The 19,929-nt window shown below is 65.5% G+C and carries 16 protein-coding genes; 10 read left to right on the top strand and 6 right to left on the bottom strand.

The window, feature by feature from the left end; genetic code table 11:
* Positions 1–75: 75 nt before the first annotated feature.
* Entirely contained in the window at positions 76–1,011 is a 936-nt protein-coding gene (locus VT84_RS25060) for a hypothetical protein (RefSeq protein ID WP_052560291.1), read from the top strand.
* 10 nt (positions 1,012–1,021) lie between these two features.
* Entirely contained in the window at positions 1,022–1,915 is an 894-nt protein-coding gene (locus tag VT84_RS25055) for a DUF1559 domain-containing protein (protein WP_052560292.1), read from the top strand.
* Positions 1,916–1,969: 54 nt separating this feature from the next.
* On the opposite strand, the gene VT84_RS25050 is transcribed toward VT84_RS25055, so the two are convergent.
* Positions 1,970–3,901 (bottom strand): TIGR02996 domain-containing protein, encoded by a 1,932-nt coding sequence (locus VT84_RS25050; RefSeq protein ID WP_082841414.1) that lies wholly within the window; start codon positions 3,899–3,901, stop codon positions 1,970–1,972.
* 92 nt (positions 3,902–3,993) lie between these two features.
* Between VT84_RS25050 and dgoD the strand changes: the two genes are divergently transcribed.
* The 4 genes from dgoD (at position 3,994) to VT84_RS25030 (ending at position 8,975) form a co-directional block, all read left to right on the top strand.
* Complete coding sequence (gene dgoD, locus VT84_RS25045) at positions 3,994–5,172, top strand: galactonate dehydratase (RefSeq protein ID WP_082841413.1); 1,179 nt, start codon at positions 3,994–3,996, stop codon at positions 5,170–5,172.
* Positions 5,173–5,401: 229 nt separating this feature from the next.
* A complete protein-coding gene (locus VT84_RS25040) occupies positions 5,402–6,319 on the top strand; it encodes a dihydrodipicolinate synthase family protein (RefSeq protein WP_082841412.1) in 918 nt (305 codons plus the stop codon).
* On the top strand, positions 6,316–7,545 hold the full coding sequence (locus VT84_RS25035; protein WP_082841411.1) for an MFS transporter: 1,230 nt from the start codon (positions 6,316–6,318) through the stop codon (positions 7,543–7,545). Before VT84_RS25040 ends, VT84_RS25035 begins: the two co-directional genes overlap by 4 nt.
* The gene (locus VT84_RS25030) at positions 7,542–8,975 is read left to right on the top strand and encodes a neutral/alkaline non-lysosomal ceramidase N-terminal domain-containing protein (RefSeq protein ID WP_082841410.1); all 1,434 of its coding nucleotides are present in this window, start codon (positions 7,542–7,544) and stop codon (positions 8,973–8,975) included. The genes VT84_RS25035 and VT84_RS25030 overlap by 4 nt, the downstream gene beginning before the upstream one ends.
* 192 nt (positions 8,976–9,167) lie before the next feature.
* Here VT84_RS25030 and VT84_RS25025 read toward each other — a convergent pair whose 3' ends face one another.
* Positions 9,168–10,064 (bottom strand): leucine-rich repeat domain-containing protein, encoded by an 897-nt coding sequence (locus tag VT84_RS25025; RefSeq protein ID WP_082841409.1) that lies wholly within the window; start codon positions 10,062–10,064, stop codon positions 9,168–9,170.
* A gap of 338 nt (positions 10,065–10,402) precedes the next feature.
* Here VT84_RS25025 and VT84_RS25020 point away from each other — a divergent pair, with 338 nt between their 5' ends.
* The 3 genes from VT84_RS25020 to VT84_RS25010 all read left to right on the top strand — a co-directional run bounded on the left by VT84_RS25020 (position 10,403) and on the right by VT84_RS25010 (position 16,661).
* Positions 10,403–11,713 (top strand): hypothetical protein, encoded by a 1,311-nt coding sequence (locus VT84_RS25020; RefSeq protein WP_082841408.1) that lies wholly within the window; start codon positions 10,403–10,405, stop codon positions 11,711–11,713.
* Between the two features lie 220 nt (positions 11,714–11,933).
* Positions 11,934–12,275, top strand: a complete 342-nt coding sequence (locus tag VT84_RS25015) for a hypothetical protein (protein WP_052560300.1) — start codon at positions 11,934–11,936, stop codon at positions 12,273–12,275.
* A gap of 180 nt (positions 12,276–12,455) precedes the next feature.
* Positions 12,456–16,661, top strand: a complete 4,206-nt coding sequence (locus VT84_RS25010) for a tetratricopeptide repeat protein (protein WP_082841407.1) — start codon at positions 12,456–12,458, stop codon at positions 16,659–16,661.
* 268 nt (positions 16,662–16,929) lie between these two features.
* On the opposite strand, the gene VT84_RS25005 is transcribed toward VT84_RS25010, so the two are convergent.
* Genes VT84_RS25005 through VT84_RS42015 form a run of 3 tightly spaced genes read right to left on the bottom strand, consistent with a single transcriptional unit; the run spans position 16,930 to position 18,501 of the window.
* Positions 16,930–17,253 (bottom strand): hypothetical protein, encoded by a 324-nt coding sequence (locus VT84_RS25005; protein WP_082841406.1) that lies wholly within the window; start codon positions 17,251–17,253, stop codon positions 16,930–16,932.
* Positions 17,254–17,299: 46 nt separating this feature from the next.
* Positions 17,300–17,749: a PP2C family protein-serine/threonine phosphatase gene (locus tag VT84_RS42020; RefSeq protein ID WP_082841405.1), complete on the bottom strand. Its 450-nt coding sequence runs from the start codon at positions 17,747–17,749 to the stop codon at positions 17,300–17,302.
* Positions 17,746–18,501 (bottom strand): CBS domain-containing protein, encoded by a 756-nt coding sequence (locus VT84_RS42015; protein ID WP_082841404.1) that lies wholly within the window; start codon positions 18,499–18,501, stop codon positions 17,746–17,748. The genes VT84_RS42020 and VT84_RS42015 overlap by 4 nt, the downstream gene beginning before the upstream one ends.
* A 186-nt stretch (positions 18,502–18,687) precedes the next feature.
* Between VT84_RS42015 and VT84_RS24990 the strand changes: the two genes are divergently transcribed.
* On the top strand, positions 18,688–19,107 hold the full coding sequence (locus VT84_RS24990) for an NUDIX hydrolase (RefSeq protein WP_162271843.1): 420 nt from the start codon (positions 18,688–18,690) through the stop codon (positions 19,105–19,107).
* Between the two features lie 28 nt (positions 19,108–19,135).
* Here the strand turns inward: VT84_RS24990 and VT84_RS24985 are convergent, their stop codons facing one another.
* Entirely contained in the window at positions 19,136–19,774 is a 639-nt protein-coding gene (locus VT84_RS24985) for a LysE family translocator (protein ID WP_162271842.1), read from the bottom strand.
* Between the last annotated feature and the right edge of the window lie 155 nt (positions 19,775–19,929).

Here is a 19,929-nt window from a genome sequence, read left to right as displayed (position 1 = left end):
AGGAAATTAGGTAAACTAATGTGCGCCGGCCCTGTGAGCCAACCAACACGGCAATCACTCGATCCGAGCAGGGGCATGAAACGACACTGGCTTCTACTCGCGCTGTTGTTCGGTTCCGTTCGGACCGCCGTCGCGGGCGAACCCGAGGAGCTGGTTTCCCGCGTTCGGGCCGGGCAAGCCGAACTCCGCAATTGGGAGTTGGAAATCCCGGCGGTCCGGTCCGAACGCGATGTAACGATCCGGGGGAAGACCGAAAAGCTTACGTTCACCACTTTTCACCACGACCGCTCCACGCTCGTGGAGGTGGGAGCCCGCCGGTACTGCCTGACCCCGAACGAGACGTTCGGCGTTGAAAAGACACCGACGTCCGGCCAATACGCGCTCCTCTCCCAGTCCGCAAACAAACCGGAAGAATATTTTCACACGGTTGTCGGCAAAAGTCACCTGTTGTTCTGTCCGCTCACCGCGGCCGTCCAATCGAGCACAGTGATCGGCGTACTCGACCGCGAAGGGTTCAAGGCGGAGTCGGTCGCACGCGACGGGGCCGACCTGGTAACGCTCCGCTACTCGCGCCCCCTCCCCGATCGGGGTGACGCTGCGGTCGAACGGGGGGCGCTGACGTTCTCGATCGGCAACCATTACCTGCTCACCCGATTCGAGTACGACTTGCCTGCAAAGGCGGGGGAAGCACCGGCCCTACACGGTGTGATGACTCGGAAATTCACCGCACAGAACGGGCGCCCCGTTGTGACGGAAGTGAGTCAGGTGCTCACCTCGGTTCCCGCCAACTCAGGTGACAACACGATCAAGGTCCGGTACACGTACCCCGCACAAGGCGCCTCCCCGGACGAGTTCCGGCTGGCGCATTATTTACCCCCGCCGCCGGCCCTCGACGTTTACGAAGACCGCCCCCCGTTCAACTGGCCCCTGTGGGGCGGCATCGGATTGGCCGGCATCGTTCTGTCCGTGCTTCTGGCATGGTTCGCCCGGCGCAAACAGTGGCAAACGTGAGGAGCCTGTCATGCGAAAGCGTTCCGCGTTCACGCTGATCGAGGTTCTGGTCGCGATCGCCATCATCGCCGTCCTCATCGGGCTGTTGCTCCCGGCGGTGCAGAAGGTGCGCGCGGCCGCGGCCCGGATGCAGTGTGCGAACAACCTCAAGCAGATCGCCCTCGCCTGTCACAACTACGAATCGGCTCGGGGCGCGTTGCCCCCCGGTGCGGTCCTGCCTCCCGACCCGCTGTTCGGTCTGAACGCGCACGTCGTTCTGTTGCCCTATCTCGAACAGGAGCCGGTTTATCGGCAGGCACAAGCCGACTGCGAGAGCATGCCCATCACGCACCTCGCCCCGCCGCACGTGGGGTTGCGGACGCTGGTGAAAGCCTACCAGTGCCCGTCCGACGACCGACAAGCGTGGCTCCACCGCACACCGAGCGGCGTTGTCGTGGCCCTCACCGGCTACCTCGGGGTCTCCGGGGTCGGCGAGGAGGAGCGCCCGTCGGGGGTGATTTACGTCGGGTCGCGCACGCGCATCACCGACGTGACCGACGGCACGACCAACACGTTGCTCTTCGGCGAGCGCCCGCCGACGCCGGACTACCTGTGCGGTTGGTGGTACACGGGTTTTGCGCACACCGCGAGCGAAGCCTCTCTCCCGGTCCGGGCGCTGCGCGGCGCGCCCGAAGGGTCTTCACTGGGAGCGGCGTATCAGTCCTGCGCCCCCGGCCCGTACTCGTTCACCGACGGCGACCTGACGAGCGTCTGTCACGCTTACCACTTTTGGAGTCGGCACCCCGGCGGGGCGCACTTCGCGTTCTGCGACGGGTCCGTGAAGTTCGTTCGGTACGAGGCCGACCCGGTTCTGCCGGCCCTCGCCACCCGATCCGGGGGAGAGACCGCCGCCCTTCCGGATTGATCCCGCTGCGCTCTCACGCGGGTGATCCGTTGCACGTCCTTACCTCCCGTTTGTTCACAACTCCGAAACCGCGACCGTTACCTCTTCACCCACGCCCTCACGTGCCGCTTCGCCAATGCGGAACGAGCGCGCGACGAACTCGAACAGCGGCCTGAACTCCTCGAACCGCTCTGACGCGGCCGTGCATTCGAGGACCGCACACCCACGCTCAAGCGCGACCGCCGCAACTAAAGACCGGTTACCGCCGAAACTGTACACGCACGCCGCCCCAATCTCGTCCAGTTCCACAACTTCGCGCGCTTCGGTGCACGACTGCAAATACTGATTACCCTGTACAATCGCGTTCATCGTACTTACCGAATCGTGCCCATTGCTGAGGTACATCCGAATCTCGGCCGGCTCAACGGCCCTACTCGGTCGCTCATCAATGTTCTCCCAGCCGTCTTCGGTCAGCGCGCCACTAAGTTCGGTGACCGAGCGCCCCACTCGTCCGGACCAGTGCGTCGGGAGGAGTGCGGATACGAAATCAACATCTTCGGCCGAGCGACGACAGAAGGTAATCACTGACCGCCGTGATTTCGCGACGTGTTCGTTGAGGATGATGGTGGCCTCGGGAAGCCGGTCCGCGAGCCACCGCGCCCCTCCGGGCGTGACCAACGTATTCTGCGCCATCAGTGTGCGGAGCTTTTTCAGCGACGTGAGGTGCCGAATCGCTTCATCAGTGACCGCGTCACCCTCGATTCGTAGTTCACGAAGTTTGGTGAGCGCTGCAAGTGCGGCGAAACCGTCGGCGCCCCCTGTTGGAACCCGAATGCTCACCGTCTGGAGCTCGCGACACGGGGCGAGGAACCGCAGCGCGCCGCCCGGCACGTCGCCGTCAATGCTCAACCGTTCCAGTGCCGTCAAGTGCGCTAGCGCGGCAAAGCTCTCCTCGTTCTCCACGGATTCAAATTCGATATCGAGCGAGGTGAGTTTGCGGAGCGCTCCGAGTCGGGTTAACGTGTGGTCAGCGGAAACAATGCTGCGCAACGTCAGCTCGCGCAAGTTCACGAGTCGCTCCAACCCCTCCGTTCCCGTATCGTCGATGTGGGTCCATTGCGAAACGACCTGCAGTTTCTCGAGCGTTCTGCAACGGGCTAATGGGGTAATCGATTCGACAGGTACCCAAGATAGGTCGAGGGATTTCAGATTCGGCAATTTGGCGATGTGTTCGATTCCCGCCGTTGAGAGGTCACTTGATGTGATTCGGACCTCGTCGACACTCGTAAGTTCGGCGAGGAGTGGCATTTCCAAGTCACACGGCCATATCTCCCGGACCGACACGACCATCGCCCCGCGCGTGACGCCACGTTCGTGGTGCCCGCGTTGCCAAGACCGTGCCTGAGAGTGTCGCTCTTCGGGCGACAGGCGCGCGAGCCGGTCGATGCGCCGCGCCTGGAACTCGTACCAAACGTTGTAACCGAACGGCTCGCCCTTCGGGGTGATGTCAAGGACCGTTCCGCACGGGAGCGGCTCGAGCAGTTCGAGCCACTCACACGGGAATGGCGTGCCAGAGATCGTAAGCAAATCGAGATCGAGCGCGGCGAGTGCCTGAACCGCGGTAGGCGTGAGGGCGCCTCCCGATAGTCGCACCCGGCGCAACCCGGGAATGCGGCTGATGATGTTCAGGTCCGAAGCCTCGTAGCCACCCAGAAACAAACCGTCCACGAACCCGCGGCGGAACACGAATCCGATTCCCTTGCCCTCAACAAGACCCGCTTCGGCCAGCCACCGCTGGCGATGAACTGATAGCTCGCACTGACGGTCACACAACGGCCGCTCCCTCGCATCGTCGTCGGCCAGATACGACAGTTCGATCTGCACGCGGATGAACTCGGCGCGGGCCGCGTCGCCGTGTTCGTCGAGCCAGTCCGCGTACACGAGGCGCGGGGTGTCGTCGTCGGGGTTCGCGTAGATCGCGGCCAGCAGCGCGGTTTCGTCACTCATTCCGATCTCCGGTGCGCACCGCGATAGCTTACCCGCATTCCCGCCGGTTCGCCTCTAGCATTCGCGCGCGCGCCGCGGCACAATGAGCCGCCATGAAGATTACCCGAGTCGAAACGCACGTGTGCCACGCCCGGATGCGGAACTGGGTGTTCGTGAAGGTCGCTACCGATCAGGACGGGCTGTTCGGGTGGGGCGAGGCCACGCTCGAGTGGCACACGCGGGCCGTCGTCGGGGCCGTCCAGGACTGCGCCGAGCTGATCGTGGGCGAAGACCCCACGCGCATCGAGCACCTCTGGCAGATGATGTACCGCCAGCACTTCTGGCACGGGCACGGGATCATTCGCGCCACCGCAATTGCGGGCATCGACCTCGCGCTGTGGGACATTTTGGGCAAAGTGTGCGGCGTGCCGTGCTCGAAGCTCTGGGGCGGGCCGGTGCGGGACCACGTCCGCACGTACTGCCACCTCGGGGGCGGCAAAATGGAAGACTTCTACGAAACCGCCACCGACGACGCGAAGCGCTTCGCGGACCTCGCGCGAAAAGCGGTCGCGGACGGGTTCACCGCGTTCAAGAGCATGGCCGTACCGCCGACGCTCCCGCTGGAGGGCCTCAAGCCGATTCGTGCGGCCGAGAAGTGCGTCGCTGCGATGCGCGAGGCCGTCGGCGAGAGCATCGACATCATGGTGGACTGCCACGCGCGCCCCTCCCCAGCGATGGGGCTCCAGTTCGCGAAGGCGCTCGAACCCTACGGGCTGTACTTCCTCGAAGAACCGTGCTGGCCCGAGAGCGTGGACGGGCTCGCGGCGATCAACGCGGCCGTGAGCACGCCCATCGCCACTGGCGAGCGCGTGACGAACCTGGCCGCGTTCAAGGATCTGTTCGGCGCCCGCGCGTGCGAAGTGTGCCAGGTGGACATCACCCACTGCGGCGGGCTGAGCGAAGCGCGGCGCATCGCGGCGCTCGCCGAAGCGCACCGGGTCGCGCTCGCGCCGCACAACCCGCAGGGGCCGGTGAGCACCGCCGCGAGCCTGGAGTTCGGGTTCAGTCAGCCGAGCTACATCATCTGCGAAACGGTCCACGCGGACGTCCCGTGGCGCGCGGACGTGGTGCAGGAAGGGTTCACCATCGAGCCGAAGGGCCGCATCGTGCGCCCGAACACGCGGCCCGGCCTGGGCATCGTTATCAACGAGGCCGAGGTGAAGAAGCACCCGTTCGAGCAGGAACTCCCCCAGCGTGTGTTCTACCCCGACGGCAGCGTGGGTGACTGGTAGGAAGGCCGTCTAAATACAAGAAGCCACCGCGGATAAACGCAGATAACGCGGATCAAGACAAGATTATTAATCAAATGTAATTAAAACGAACCCCAAGACGTCCGCACCCGCAATTACATGAATAATTCTTGATCTGGTTTTAATCTGCGTTATCTGCGTTTATCCGCGGTGATTTTTCTGCACCTGCATTTATCTGCGGCGGTTTTTCCGCCATTTTCCCGGAGCCCGAATGCTCAAGAAGCTTCACGGCGTGCTGGCGATCGCGCACACGCCATTCAATGACAAAGACGAGATCGACGACCTCGTGTTCAAGCGCGAGGTCGAGTGGGCGTTCGGGGTCGGCGCGACCGGTATCGGCACCGGCATGGTGTCCGAGACGATGCGCCTCACCGACCACGAGCGCGTGTCGCTCGCGAACATGCTGGTCGGGTTCGCCGAGGGCCGCGGTCCCGTGTTCGTCGCGGTGGGCGCGGAGAGCACGAAGCAGTCGCTCGCGCACGCCAAAGTCGCCGAGCGCGAGGGCTGCGACGCGGTCATGGCCGTTCCGCCGCTCACCTCGAAGCTCAGCGAAGCGCAACTGCTCGACCACTTCCGCGCGCTGGCCGACGGGGTCGGCATCCCGGTCATCGTGCAGGACGCATCGGGCTACGTGGGGCAGTCGATCCCGATCTCGATGTGCGTGAAGCTCCTCGAACAGTACGGGCCGGAGAAGATCCTCTTCAAACCGGAAGCCGCGCCGAACGGCCCCACGCTGTCCGCGCTGCGCGACGCCACCAGCGGGAAGGCGACCATATTTGAGGGCTCGGGCGGGATCTTCCTCGTCGACAGTTACCGGCGCGGGATTGCAGGTACGATGCCCGGAATGGACCTGCTCGACGGCATCGTGGCCGTCTGGAAGGCGCTCCAGCGCGGCGACGACGCCACGGCGTACCGCCTCTCGTTCCCGATCGGCGCGATCGTGGCGCTGCAACTGCAAGCGGGGCTGGACGGGTTCCTGGCGATCGAAAAGTACCTGATGCACAAGCGCGGGCTGTTCCCCAACACGCGCCGGCGCGGGCCTTACGGCTGGGAACTCGATGCCGAGACCGCGGCCGAAGTGGACCGCCTGTTCGCGCTGCTCCAAGACGCACTCGGCCCGATCGCATGAAAACTCAGCTCCTCGGCTTCTTGTGCGCCGCGACGGTGATCGCGTACCTCCAGCGGTCCGCGCTCAGCGTGCCCTCGAAGGCCATTGAGGGCGAACTCGGGCTGACCGCGCAAGACATGGGGCTGGTGTGGCTCGCGTGGTACGCCGGGTACGCGGCGTTCCAACTGCCCGCGGGGATCGTTACCGACCGGCTCGGTAGCAAGTCCGCGCTGATCCTGTTCGCGGTGCTGTGGTCCACGCTCACCGCGATCGTGGGTGCGGCGACGGGGTTCATCGAACTGTGCGTGCTGTGGGGCGCGATGGGCGTCGCGCAGGCGGGGATCTTCGTGTGCGCGACAAAGGCCATCGGTGCCACGTTCCCGCGAACCGAACAGGCGTTCGCGTCCGGGGCGCTGGCGTGCTGCATGGCCGGCGGTGCGGCGCTATCGCAGTTCGTCACGGGCCGGTTGTTCGGCCCGCTTTCGTGGCAGGAAATTCTTGTCGTGTACGCGGTCCCCGGGTTGGTCTGGGCGTCCGCGTTCGCGTATTTCGCGCCCAGTCCGGAACCACGACTCCGACCCGAACCGGAGCCGGACGCCGCCCCGTCTCCGGCACCCGCGCCGGCCCCCGTACCGTGGTCGCGGTTGCTTACCGACCGAAACATGGTCCTGCTCTGCGCGCAGCAGTTCCAGCGCGCGGGGGCGGTCGCGCTGTTCTTCACGTGGTTCCCGCGGTACCTGCAAGAAACGAAGGGCGTTAGCGTCGCGAGTTCCGGCGGGCTGGCCGCGTGGCCGCTCCTCGCGGGGATGCTCGGCGGACTCTTGGGCGGAACGATTTCCGACTGGCTCCTGGTTCGCACCAACAAAGCGCGCCTCAGTCGACAGGGACTGGCCGCGTCCGCGACCGCGGTGTGCGCGCTCGTTTCGCTCGCGGCGTTCTACGCAGAAACGGCCGGCGCCGCGGTCGCGCTCATCAGCGTCGCGGCGTTCTGCGGGTACGCGAGCGGCGTGAGCGCTTACGCCACCGCGCTCTCGATGGGCGGGAAGCGCGTGGCGCCGGTCTTCGCCACGATGAACATGGCCGGGAACATTGGCGCCGGGATGTTCCCCTTTGCCGTAGGGCACCTTGTAGGCGGAACGGGTAACTGGAACCTCACGCTGCTCCTGTTCGGCGGGATGTTCGCCGGGTCCGCGGTCTGCTGGTCGCTGCTGAATCCGAAGGGCACGCTGTTCGAGGAACCGGAATGAAAACGCGGGTACACACCCCTCAAGCGCGGTGCCGGGCCGGGTTCGCGCGGGCCGACATCACGCCCCCCGTGGGCATCTACCACCGCATGTGGGGCGCAGCGCGCCACGACCGCGCCACGGGCGTCCACAAGCCGCTCACGGCTACCGCGCTGTACCTCGAATCGCTCGACGGCGGCGGTCGGCTACTCGTGATCGGGATGGACCACTGCATTCTCGACGGCGCGGAAATCGAGAACATCAGAACCCGTGTTGGCGAAGTAGCAGCCGATGATGTGATGGTGGCGCTGTCGCACACGCACGGGTCGGGGTGGATGTCGCGTTCGCGGGCGGACCTTCCGGGCGGCGACCTGATCGGCCCGTACCTCGACCGGCTCGCGGACACCTGCGTTGCGCTCGCACAGCGCGCCATTGATTCGGCACGCGACGCAACGATCCTGTACGGCTCCGCCCGGTGCGCACTCGCGGCCCACCGCGACACCTGGGACGAGCGCGCGAAGCAGTTCGTCTGCGGCTTCAACACCGAGGGGCAAGCCGACGACACCGTGCTCGTAGCGAAAGTGCTCGCCGACGGCACACGCGGCACGCTCGGGACCGTGGTGAACTACGCTTGCCACCCGACGACACTCGCGTGGGCGAACACGCTCATCAGCCCTGACTACGTGGGCGCGATGCGCGAGGCGATCGAAGCGAGTACGTGCGCGCCGTGTTTGTTCATCCAGGGCGCGTCCGGCGACCTCGGCCCGCGCGAGGGGTATGTCGGGGACGCGGCCGTCGCCGACCGCAACGGCCGGCAGCTCGGGTTCGCCGCACTCTCCGCGCTGGAGGCGCTCCCGGCGCCGGGCACCTACTTCGAGTACACGGGACCGGTCGTGTCCGGCGCGATCCTGGGCACCTGGGCGCACCGCCCCGTTCCCGCCGACGAACAGGCGGCGTTCGCCGCGTGGGGCACACGCCGGTTCGTCGTCCCGCTCCCGTACCGGCTCTCGCTGCCCACGGTGGAAGAGACACGGGCCGAGCTAGTGAAATGGGAGCGCGAAGAATCTTCGGCCCGTGCGGGGAATGACGAAGCTCGCGTGTCCGAGTGCCGCGCCCGCGCCGAGCAGATGACGCGCCAGCTCACGCGCCTCGCGGCGATGCCGCCCGGGAAGTCGTACCCGTACCAGATCACGGTGTCGCGCGTCGGTGGCTCGGTGTGGGTGTTCTGCCCCGGCGAACTGTACCAGGTCTTCCAGACGACGCTTCGCGCGCGCTTCCCGGACCTCGCGCTCGTCATCAGCACGGTAACGAACGACTGGCAGCCGGGCTATTTGCCGACCGCATCGAGTTACGACTACGGCATCTATCAGGAGATCATCGCGGCCGTCGCGCCCGGTTCGCTCGAAACGGTGATCGAGGTCGTGAGCCGCGAGATCAAGGCGGTCGCGGGGTGAGAACAGCGGATGCCCCGCGGGGTGTGGTGTCGCTTCTCAAACGTACCGAAACGAAGGGTAGTATCCAGGCACGGCGCGTGAAGGCCGGTTGGGACGATGACTCCGGGTTCTTCAAGGAATTACTGTCAAAGATAGTGCGTGAACCCGGGATTCGCCTCACCCTTGTCCTCATGCAAATTCAACGGCGCCCGTTCAATCTTTGATAGTGCAGTTCGGCAGCGCTTTCCGAAGGGCGTCCAGTCCCGTCTTCGAGACCTTTGTATTAAACACGTTGAGCACTTTCAGTTTCGAGAATTGGTCGAGATCCTTGACACAGGTATCGGTGATTTTGGTAGACGCGAGGCTCAGCACCTTGAGGGCTTTGAAATCCTTCAGGACTGTCACGCCCATATCGGTAACGGCAGTAAAACTGAGGTCCAGTTCCTCAAGCCGCTCCATACTCTTGAGTTCTTTGAGAAGCGCGTCAGAAAGACCCGTACCCGAAGCCACGAGTCGGCGCACCTGTTTTAACTCCGTGAGGTTCTTCACCCCGGCTTCAGTGAGACGCATGCCATGAATTGCTAACGTTTCGAGCGCTTTGCAGTCCTTGAGTAACTTCAGCACGGACTCGGGCGGGCGCGTGTCGCGTTGATACCCACCCGATACGTCCAGGAGTGTCAGTTGCTTGAATGCCCCCAGCGCTTGCCACTCCTTCTCGGTTGCCACGCACTCGGAGACCGCTAGGCCGGAAAGGTTCTTGACACCCGCTAGATTCTTCAACGCGGCGCCCACCCCTTTCTTCTCGTTGAACAGCCGGACGCCGAACGGAATCTGAGGTACCGGAAGTTTGGTGAAGTCGGTCGCGCCAACATCTCCCTTCCCACTGTAGGCGAACACCGGCAACAGTTGCGTTGCCCTTGCGGGTGGGCGCGAATCGTACCGCAACTGGCCGTCCACGATCGACAGCCATTCGAGTTTGGCCCCTTGGTCCGCCCACGCCTTGATCGTTGCCTCATCAAGCTTCGGGGGCTCTTTCTGCTCCTGTGCGACCGCCGTCGAAGCGATCGTGACACAGGCCGCTGCGATCAGATGAAAGCGATACGATTTCATGTTGGCTCCCTTACACGCCGAATAACGTAGTTCACCGGCCGCGATCCAAGTTAGCGGCACGAGCGCGCAATGAGCAACGACAAACAAAATTATGTGGTCGGATTCAGTTCAGCGGGTTCGGCCCGTTGCTACTTTGTCCCACGACGTTCCGAGAACCTAGCGTAAGTGCCGTCACCGAGTTACGGACCACGGGGGAATTTTCCTCGGGCGCCCAGCTATTCACAACGCCCCGCAATCCATGCACCGCTCAACAATCGCCCGCCCCCCGTGCTGTCACGGCCCGACGCTCGTGGTACGATGGGTCGCGAAACGAGACGTGTACCGCGCCCGGGGTGCCCATGTTCGGTCTGTTCACTCCCAAGTGCCCGCTCCCCACCGCCGAGAAAGCGTGGATCGAGCGGCGCATGCTGTGGTTCGTCGAGCGGTTCGGCGCGCCCCGGATGCGGAACGCGCGCGTCGTGCTCCCGACCGCCGAGTTCCTCCCCGATTCGTACACCGGGAGCCCCGCGGACGTGCGCCGCTGCTTCGACCGCATGTGCGGGTACATGAGCGTCGACCCAGAAGGAGTCGTATTGGAGCTACTCCCCGATCACCTCATGCCCGACGCCGCCGGGCTGTACGAGATGCGCACGAAGGGGCACATTTTTATCGCCGAGTCACAGACCGCGGACCCGCCCGGGCTGATCGCCACGATCGTTCACGAACTCGCGCACGAGATCCTGTTGCGCGGCGGGCACCTGACGGGGCACGAACCGGACCACGAGACGACCACGGACCTGCTCCCCGTGTTCCTCGGCACGGGCGTTTTCGCGGCGACCGCGACCATCCGCGATTCCTCCGGGTGGGAAGCCAATATGAGCTGGTGGTCGATCTCCAAACGCGGGTACCTGTCGTCGATCCAGTTCGGTTACGCGATGGCCCTCTTCGCCCACGTGCGGGGCGAAGAGCACCCGGAGTGGGGCCACCACCTCCGACCGGACGCGCGCAAGGCCCTCGCGTCGGGCTTGCGCTTTCTCGACAAAACGGGCGACGCGCTGTTCACACCGGCCACGATCGACCGCCCTCCAACCATCACGCCCGCCCTCGTACTGGAACGGTTGGCGCTGCGCAGCGCCACGTTCCGGCTCGCCGCACTGTGGGACATTAGCGAGTTCCAGTTGGCGGCTCCGGAACTCCTGAGCGCGGTCGTCGCACAGCTAAAGCACTCGGACGCTGCCGTCCGCGCGGCCGCGATTCGTGCCCTGCCCGTGTTCGGCGCGGCCGCGCTCGAGGTCGTGCCCCAATTGCTCAACTATCACCTCTACGACAGCACCGTTCGTTCCGATGTCATTCGGACCCTCGGCGAATTGAAGCCGCCCGCTAAAGACGTTGTGCCGGAGTTGAACCGCCTGTTGCTCGATGCGGATGTGGTATCGGACGCGGTCGGTGTGCTGGGTATTTACGGTCCCGAAGCGGCGGGCGCTGTGCCGAATCTGCTGATCGCACTCGAAAGATCGCTCCACAAGTACACCGACGCGGCTCCTCTTTATTTCGCCGTTCTGTGCGCGACCAGTTCCACCCCGGAACGGGATCTTCGCGAGCACTTCGGCGAGCGCGACCCCGATCTGCTCCGAATCGCTTTGAGCGAACTCAAACTCCAGTCCCGCTAACTCGTAACCGGCTACCGCGGCGGGGGCGGGGAAGGGGGCTACGCGCACCCGGTATCGCCTCACCGCGCGCTTCGCATTTCGAGTGGAACGGTCCGCGCAATTAGTTTTGTGACACAGAACCTTCCCATCAAACGGTCACTCGATCAACAACTGGGGTGTACCCGCGCGTCCGTGTTCGCTAAACCTTCATCTTTTCCCACAAACACTGTTCGAGGCTCGCGTGGCGCAACCCATATACTTTTACACGGACCCGATTGCCGCCCTGTGGATGGTGAAGACGTTCCGCCTCAAACTGGTCGCGGGATCGTTTTGCCTCCAAACCGAGAGCATCGATGCGTTTCTCGAACAGCTCGGGCGGGGCGTGCGCCCCGAGCGCTTCGTGGTCCACACCGATAGCCTGGGCGTGTTGGACCCAAAGCCCGGGGACATTGTTGAAGAGACGGGCATCAAGACCAAGGTGAAGCGGCTGGTCGCGAAGGATTTTCCGCTCACCGGAATGGGGTACCAGATCCTTCACCGCTCCGGGCGCCCGTTCTTCGCCCCGGACCGGGCGGGGAAGTGATCCGACGCATGAATCCGCCGGCGCGCCAGCTCTTTATGCACTTCGCCCCAATTTCGGCGGCGCCGCGCCGTTGGGGTTGAATCGCGTGCGCGGGACCGCTTACCATGCCCGGTCTGCCGCGCTCGCTTGTCCGGTTCGGGCGATCCGACACGACCGCGGCGGTCGCACGGACGCGGATACATGCCGACGATCAACAAGCGCTTCCTCCTCAAGCTCGTCCTCGTTCTCCTCGTGTGTACCGGCGTGCTCTTCGGCGCGCACGAGATCCAGGCGCAGCGCATCCCGACCGCACTGAAACAGCAGTCCGAGCGCGCCGCGGACGCGGGCAAGTCGGACATGGCCATCCACTACTTGCGCCAGTACCTCGAGTTCCACCCGGAAGACGTGGACTCCCAGGTACAACTCGCGGACCTGCTCGCGGCGCGCCCCGGCGCCCAGAAGGGCAGCCCGCAGCTCCTCTTCCTCTACGACAAGATCCTCCGGCTCGACCCGGACCGGCACGAGATCCGGCGCAAGGCGCTCACCGTCTCGCTGAAGCTCGGGAAGTTCGCCGACGCCGTCACCCACGGCGAGGAGTTGCTGAAGGAGTTCCCGAACGAGTCGCGCCTGTGGCACCAGACCGCCGAGGCGCACGTCGGCATGAACCAGACCGCCGCGGCACGCAAGTCCTACGAGTCCGCGGTGCGGTGCGCGCCGGAAGAACTCCTCGGCTACCAGCAGCTCGCGCAGCTCGTCTGGAAGAACATGGAAGACGGCGCGGGCGCACGCGACGTGCTCGACCGCATGGTGAAGGCGCTCCCGCAGAACCCGGAAGCGTACCTGATCCGCGCGCGGTTCGAGACGTTCACCGCCGAAGACGTGAGCGCTGCACGTAAGGGTGACCCGTACAAGCGCGCCGCGGTGGACCTCCACCGTGTCCTCGAACTCGACCCGGAGCACGCCGAAGCGTCGCTCCTGCTGGCCGAGATCATGCAGCGCAGCCGCAACCTCCCCGCGGCCCACGCGCTGCTGCGCGACGCGGTCGCACTGTATCCGAAGAACCAGAAGATCGTGCGCGGGCTGTCGTGGTTGGAACTGGTCCGCGGGAACACCGCCGCGTCGATCGCGGTGCTCGAAGACGGTTTGAAGGCATCGCCCACCGACCTCGACCTGATGGTGCCGCTCGCGGACCTGCTGGTCCACCAGGGCGATACGGTTCGCACGACCGAACTCCTGCGCCGGCTCGAAGCGAGCAAGGCCCCGGCCACTCAGGTGAAGTACCTGAAGGCTCGCATTGCGATGCGCGAACAGCAGTGGCAACAGGCCGTCACGGTGATCGAGAGCCTGCGGGCCGAGATCGTCGGGCTGCCGGGGCTGGACATTCAGCTCAACTTGCTCCTCGCTACGAGCTTCAACAAGCTCGGCGATTCGACCTCCGAAGAGAAGGCCTACCAGCGCGTGGTGAACGCGGACCCGAAGAACGTGACCGCCCACGTCGGTCTGGGCAACCTGTACATGACGCTCGGCAAGTTCGACTCCGCGTCCCGCGAACTCGACAGCGCGCTGCAGTCGCCTTACGCCACGGGCACGGTCGTCGCGCAGTGGGCGCGAGTTAAGGCCCGGACGCTGCCGCTCGGCGCCGCGGAGAGCTGGCACCGCGTGGAAGACGCACTCGCGAAGCAGCTTTCAGCGCGATTCACACGCGGGTCGTCCGAACCGGTGACCCTCGTCGCGGAAGTGATGACCGCACAGGGCCGGCTCCCGGACGCGGTGCGGCTGTTGCGCCAGGAAGCGGTGCGCCGGGCCGGTGACGCGCGGTTGTGGGCCGCCCTCTCGCTGGCGACAGCCGATCTGAGCGGCTGCGTCGCGGGGCTCGCGGTTCTCGACGAAGCTCAGGCTTCGGCCGGTGACTGTGCCGACATCCGGCTCGCCCGGGCTACTCTGTACGCACGCGAACCGGGCCAGGTGCGCCCGCTCGACGCGCTCGACGACCGCATCGAGGGCTGGCCGGAGAACGAACAGATCAAGCTCCTGTCGGGGCTGATCGAGGTGTACGACCGACTCGGCGACAACACGAACGTGGTGCGCATGCTCCGGAGCATCGTCGCCCGTCAGCCCTCGAACACCGGCATGTGGTTGAAACTCCACGAACGCGCCGGAGCCAGCGAATCGAGCACGGTCGCTCGGAACGCGCTTGTGAAGCTCGAAGGCGCGAACGGCCCGTCGGTCGCCCTGTGCGACGCGCGCACGGCTGCGACCGACAGCGCACCGGCGATCGTGACCCGCGTGACCGCCGCGTTCGGAGAGAACCCGACGCGAGCCGACGCCTGCCTCGCGCTCGCTCGCCTCAAGCAACTCACCGGCGATTCCGTGAGCGCGGGCACGCTGACCGAGCGCGCGTTCCAGTTGGAACCGACTCGCTACGAATCCGCGGAAGCGCTGCTCGCGCACCTGGTGCGGTCGAACGCCCCGGACCGCGCGGCGCAGTTCCTCGTGCGCCTGTCCAACGATCCGCGCTGGGCCGGCGAGCCGTTCCGCCGCGTGGTCGGTCACGTGCTGCCGGTCCTGCCCGCGAGCGCGGCGAACACCGTCCTCAACCAGTGCAAGGGCCTCGTGGCGCGCGACCCGGGTGGTTCCGCGTGGGTCGCGGAGTGTGCCGTGAACTTGCGGCACCCGGAAGCCGCGATTCTGCTCGATGACGCCACCAAACAACCCCGCGCGACCTCCGACGACTGGCTCCGCAAGGCGCTGTTCGTGTCGAAGGACAACGCCGGTGCCGGTCCCGAGGTGCTCGCCGCGGCTCGTGGCAAGCTCCCCGCTCCCGCGTACTTCGGAATGGTTGCGGTGTACTGTGACACGGCCGCCGGGAGCACATTCGTGCCGGACGTTTCTGATCCGGCGGAGAAGCGCGTGCTCGCGCAGGCGCGGCTGTCGGTGAAGCTCAGCAAGTCGCAACCGGCCGAGGGCGCCAAGATCCTCGAAGGGTTGCTCTCGAGCAAAGACATCACCCCGACCGACGCGGACTGGGCGCGGCGCAACCTCGCGATGATCTACGCGGTCGGCGGAACCTCCGACGACCGGGCGCGGGCCATGACGCTCCTGAAGGCCGTGACCACGACCGAGAACGCCACCCCGGAAGAACTGCGGGCCACCGCCAGTGTGCTCACCACGCTCGGGCGCTACCTCGAAGGGGCCGACCGGCGCGACGTGCTGAAGAAGGCGATCGAGTCGCTGGGCGCGGCGCACAAGCTGACGAACGCGCCGAGCTACCTGTTCGCGATGTCGCAACTGTACCGGGCGATCAACATGCGCCCCGCGAGCCGCCAGTGCCTCCAGCAGTTGCTCAACGACCCGCGCGACCCGTCCTACGCCTTCTACCTGCGGGCCGCGCTCGACGAACTGGTCGAGGACGGCAACTTCACGACCGCGACCACGTTCGCCGGGAAGCTGATGGCCTCGCACGGCGGTGACTTCAGCTCGCTGGCGAGCGTCGCGCGGTTCGAGTGCAAGGCCGGGCGCCCGGACCGCGGGCTGGCGGTCGCCGAGGACTACGCCCGGGTCGCGGACTCGGGGACCGGCGACTACCTCATGCGATCGGCGCGCGTGGCCGAACTGCTCGACGAACTGAGCCGCCTGCCCAACGTGCGCGGAACCCCCGTCGCCCGGCGGATGGCGACCGCGGCCGTCGAGCGCTACACGGCCGTCCTGCCGAACCGCCCGGAAGGGATCGTCGGCGTGGCCGGCGTGCTGGCCGCCGACGGGCGCGCGACGGAAGCCTTCGACCGCATCGAGCGGTTCGGGCGCTACCTGCCGAACCGCCTCCGGGCGAGCGCGGGGCTGGCGATCGTGCGCGGCGGATCCGTCACGGACCGCCAGGGCGAACTGGTGCAGAAGTGGTTCGACGACTGCCTGGCGGAAGAACCGGACTCGATCCCGCTCCTGCTGAACCGGTCCGAGTTCCTCGCGATCCGGCACAACACGAAGGGGGCCACCGAGGGCTTCGAGAAGGTGATCGCGAAGGAACCGCGCAACGTGATCGCGCTCAACAACCTCGCGTGGTTGCTCGCCGCGGACCCCGCGACGGCCGAAAAAGCCCTGGATCTGGTGGCACGGGCCACCCGCGAGAGCGGGCTGACGGGCGACCTGCTCGACACCCGCGCCCGCGTCCAGATCACGCTGCGGCAGTTCACCGCGGCCGAACGCGACCTGGCCGAAGCGATCAGTCAAGACCCGACCGCGCTGCGGTGGTTCCACGTCGCGCTGCTGCGGATGAGCCAGTCGTCGCAGAGCACCGAGGAGGCGAACAAAGCCTTCCAGGAAGCGAAGCGCCGCGGGATCGATGCCCGGGCCATTCACCCGGCCGATCTGCCGATGTTCAAGGTGCTCGACGCGGCCAAAGCGAAGTAGGAAGTACAAAGAAAGAGCCGCGGATGACGCGGATAACGCAGATCAGAGCCAGAAATCGAACCTTCTTGGTTCCTGGCTCTGATCCGCGTTATTAGCAGGGCTGTTTAATGTGTGGAAGGGGCAGGTATTGCTATCCACCCGCTCGTTAACACTCGCGGTTCGCCAAGAGACTCAGGCGAACCGCGAGTGTTAACGAGCGGGTGGAACGACGCAACCGCGAGAACTCAATGGCCCTGGCGTTATTAGCACGCAACGCAATTGCAAGTAATTATTTGCTGCGTATAACTCTGTTCACAACGTGCCCGTCCGAGTCTGCGTAGGCACTAAACACGACGCGATCTGAGTACATTCGGACATCGACCTTCACGGCCCGACCACGATTCGTCTTACCCCGCCCCACGTAGAACTCTTCCGTCTGCGGAGGCTTGGGCTCGAGTGTACCGAGTTCAGCGAGTTCCAGATCGTCCATTGCCAGGCGGTGCAAGTCCTCGGTCGTGTAGTGCTTCGGCATGGGCCGAATTATTTGCCCGCCGCACCCGACCAGGAGGAGCGTCGCAAGGACACAGGCAATACACACCAATCGCTTACACATGCTGCGTTCCTAAGTGCAACCGTCGTGCGTCACCCGCGGCACCACTTCACTCTTCTCGCGATACTTCCCCCACCACCAGTGTCACGTCGTCGCTGAGCTTCTGGTCCCCGCGGAACGCGCGCTGGTCCGCGAGCAAGCGCTCCGTGAGCACGTCGGCCGTACACGAACCGTGCCGCGCAAACGCCCGCTGGAGCCGGTCGGTGCCGTAGCCCTCGCCCACTTCGTTGCGCGCCTCCACCAGTCCGTCCGTGAAGAAGCAGAGCCGGTCGCCCGGTTCGAGCTGGATCGTTTTCTCGCGGTACTGTTCGCCGGGAACAATCCCCAACATGAAGCCCGGGACCGACAGTTCCTGCACCGCGCCGGTGCGGGCCACGAACCGCATCGGGTACGGGTGCCCGGCGTTCGCGTATGTCATCACCCGCGTGCGCCGGTCGAGGACGCCGTAGAACGCGGTCACGAAGCGCTCGTCGGCCAGCCCCTGCAATCGCTCGTTCATCTCCGAGAGCACGGCCCCGGGGAAATCGTAGAGCCGGACACCTCGGAGAACGCGGTTCGCGACAGGATCGCGACCATCGCCGCGGCGATGCTGTGCCCGCTGGCGTCGGCGATCAGGAACCCCAGGTGGTCCGGCCCCGGTTGCGCGACGTCGTAGTAATCGCCGCCCAGGTGGTCGAGCGGCGCGTAGTGAACGCCCCAGCGCAGTTCGGGCCAGTCCGGGGGCGCGTGCGGGAGCAGGAGCCGCGTCTGGAACCGCCCCGCGGCGCTCAGGTTGTACCGCAACTCGGCGTCGCGCGACATGATCTCGTCGAGCGCCTGCTTGAGGGCGCGTGTGCGGTTCTCGACCAGGCGGTTCAGGTCTTCGGCGCGCCGGAGCATCAGCGTGCGCGTGGACACGATCCCCAGCACGCGGCGCCCGCCGTCGACGACGGGCAGGTGCCGGACCCGGTTCCGGTCCATCAGCGCCACGGCCTCGTCCCAGCCCACGTCCGGCGCGATGGTGAACGGGTTCGGCGTCATCCACCCGGCAACGGGCGCGTCGCGCCAGCCCGGGTCCGCGTCGGCGACCCGGCGCAGCAGGTCGCGCTCGGTGAAAATGCCTATTAGTTCGTGTGCGCCATTAACAACGATTACGGCGCCGATCCGGAGCCGATTCATCTGCTCCATGACTTCCCGTACCGGGCACTCGGCCGGGACCGTGATCGGTTCGGGCTGCATCACCTGTCGGACGCTCAACGATTCTTGCCGCATGAAACAATTTCACCTGATGAACCCGCGCGGGGCACTCATTAAGGCCGGTCGGCGCAGTTTGAGGGGAAATTATAGGTACCGCCGGCCGACTTGATGTGAATCCCGTGAATGCGCCCTAAGAAGCTTGAACTCCGACGCCGATACGCCAAGATACGCAACAGAATGCCCCTCGCTGGAGAAATGCCGATGCCGATCTGGATGCGACAGGCTGCGGCGATCCCGGTTCGAGACGGCCGCATCTGTTTGGTCACGTCGAGTAGTGGGCGCCGGTGGGTCGTCCCGAAGGGACAGATCGACCCGGGCCACACCCCGGGCGAAGCCGCTCTCGTTGAGGCGTGGGAAGAAGCCGGTCTCGTCGGGGCGCTCGATTCCGAGCCGCTCGGTTCTTACTCCTACGAGAAACTCGGGCGCGAGCTCCACGTCCTGGTTTACCGGATGACGGTCACGGACGTCCGCGACACGTGGCCCGAGCGCAACCTGCGCACGCGGGCCTGGGTCACGCTCGACGAGGCCCTTGACCGGATCGAGGAGCCGGGGCTGCGCGATCTGCTCCGGCTGGTCTTTCGTGTGAAAGCGGCAACGCGCCCCACTCTCGCCAGCGCGTGAGGCCGCCGGTCGGCACGGTAAGCTCAATTCAGCGATTCGCAGTTAGCCCCAAACCAATTCCCGCCCCAACGAGCAGCGTCCCGGCCGCGCGGTCGGCCGTTCGCGTTACTCCGGGGCGCTTCGCCCAGTGCGACAGGCGCCCCGCCGCGAACCCGTACCCGACCAGCACCACGAACTCCGAAGTCACGGACGTGAGCGCCAGGACCGCGACCTGGAGCGCTATGTTTTCGTTCGGGTTAATGAATTGCGGCAGCAGCGCGACGAAGAACATGATCGCCTTCGGGTTCGCCGCCTGGAGTATGAACGCCTGACGGAACACCTTCCGCGCCCGGCCCGCTTCTGGGGCACCACTGGAATCTTGCGAATCCCCGATTTCGCTCCCGCCGGGAGAAATAATCAGCCGCAAACCGAGGTAAACGAGGTACACGGCCCCGACCCACTTCACGACCGTGAACAGCTCGTGCGACGCGAGCAGCACCGCTCCCAATCCGAGCGCGGACAGCATGAAGTAAAAGGTGTTGCCCGACAGGATGCCGAGGTTCGCCCACACCGCCGTGCGCCCGCCGTGGCGCAGGGCCGTCGAGACGACGAACAGCACCGCCGGTCCCGGCGACAGCGCGAGTACCGTTTCAGTTAAGAAGAACACGCCCCACGTTTCCCAAGACATGTGCACCTTTCGGTACGAGGGACTCTCAAAGTAATTGATAGCGCTGCGGCCGGTATTCACCTGTAACACCGGGCCGCACTTGCTCGCTAGGGGAAGGTACGGGGATTGCATCCGACCAGCGGGTGCGAGCGGGCCAGGGGCCGCGTGCGGTGCCC

Source organism: Gemmata sp. SH-PL17, from assembly GCF_001610855.1.
GTDB lineage: Bacteria > Planctomycetota > Planctomycetia > Gemmatales > Gemmataceae > Gemmata > Gemmata massiliana.
Note: the sequence above shows the minus strand (reverse complement) of the source record. Positions and strands in the feature narration are given on the sequence as shown.

Excerpts from the sequence above, each read along its gene's own strand:
- VT84_RS25060 (WP_052560291.1), top strand. The coding sequence starts at position 76 with ATGAAACGACACTGGCTTCTACTCGCGCTGTTGTTCGGTTCCGTTCGG.
- VT84_RS25055 (WP_052560292.1), top strand. The coding sequence starts at position 1,022 with ATGCGAAAGCGTTCCGCGTTCACGCTGATCGAGGTTCTGGTCGCGATC.
- VT84_RS25050 (WP_082841414.1), bottom strand. The coding sequence starts at position 3,901 with ATGAGTGACGAAACCGCGCTGCTGGCCGCGATCTACGCGAACCCCGAC.
- dgoD (WP_082841413.1), top strand. The coding sequence starts at position 3,994 with ATGAAGATTACCCGAGTCGAAACGCACGTGTGCCACGCCCGGATGCGG.
- VT84_RS25040 (WP_082841412.1), top strand. The coding sequence starts at position 5,402 with ATGCTCAAGAAGCTTCACGGCGTGCTGGCGATCGCGCACACGCCATTC.
- VT84_RS25035 (WP_082841411.1), top strand. The coding sequence starts at position 6,316 with ATGAAAACTCAGCTCCTCGGCTTCTTGTGCGCCGCGACGGTGATCGCG.
- VT84_RS25030 (WP_082841410.1), top strand. The coding sequence starts at position 7,542 with ATGAAAACGCGGGTACACACCCCTCAAGCGCGGTGCCGGGCCGGGTTC.
- VT84_RS25025 (WP_082841409.1), bottom strand. The coding sequence starts at position 10,064 with ATGAAATCGTATCGCTTTCATCTGATCGCAGCGGCCTGTGTCACGATC.
- VT84_RS25020 (WP_082841408.1), top strand. The coding sequence starts at position 10,403 with ATGTTCGGTCTGTTCACTCCCAAGTGCCCGCTCCCCACCGCCGAGAAA.
- VT84_RS25010 (WP_082841407.1), top strand. The coding sequence starts at position 12,456 with ATGCCGACGATCAACAAGCGCTTCCTCCTCAAGCTCGTCCTCGTTCTC.
- VT84_RS25005 (WP_082841406.1), bottom strand. The coding sequence starts at position 17,253 with ATGTGTAAGCGATTGGTGTGTATTGCCTGTGTCCTTGCGACGCTCCTC.
- VT84_RS42020 (WP_082841405.1), bottom strand. The coding sequence starts at position 17,749 with ATGAACGAGCGATTGCAGGGGCTGGCCGACGAGCGCTTCGTGACCGCG.
- VT84_RS42015 (WP_082841404.1), bottom strand. The coding sequence starts at position 18,501 with ATGCGGCAAGAATCGTTGAGCGTCCGACAGGTGATGCAGCCCGAACCG.
- VT84_RS24990 (WP_162271843.1), top strand. The coding sequence starts at position 18,688 with ATGCCGATCTGGATGCGACAGGCTGCGGCGATCCCGGTTCGAGACGGC.
- VT84_RS24985 (WP_162271842.1), bottom strand. The coding sequence starts at position 19,774 with ATGTCTTGGGAAACGTGGGGCGTGTTCTTCTTAACTGAAACGGTACTC.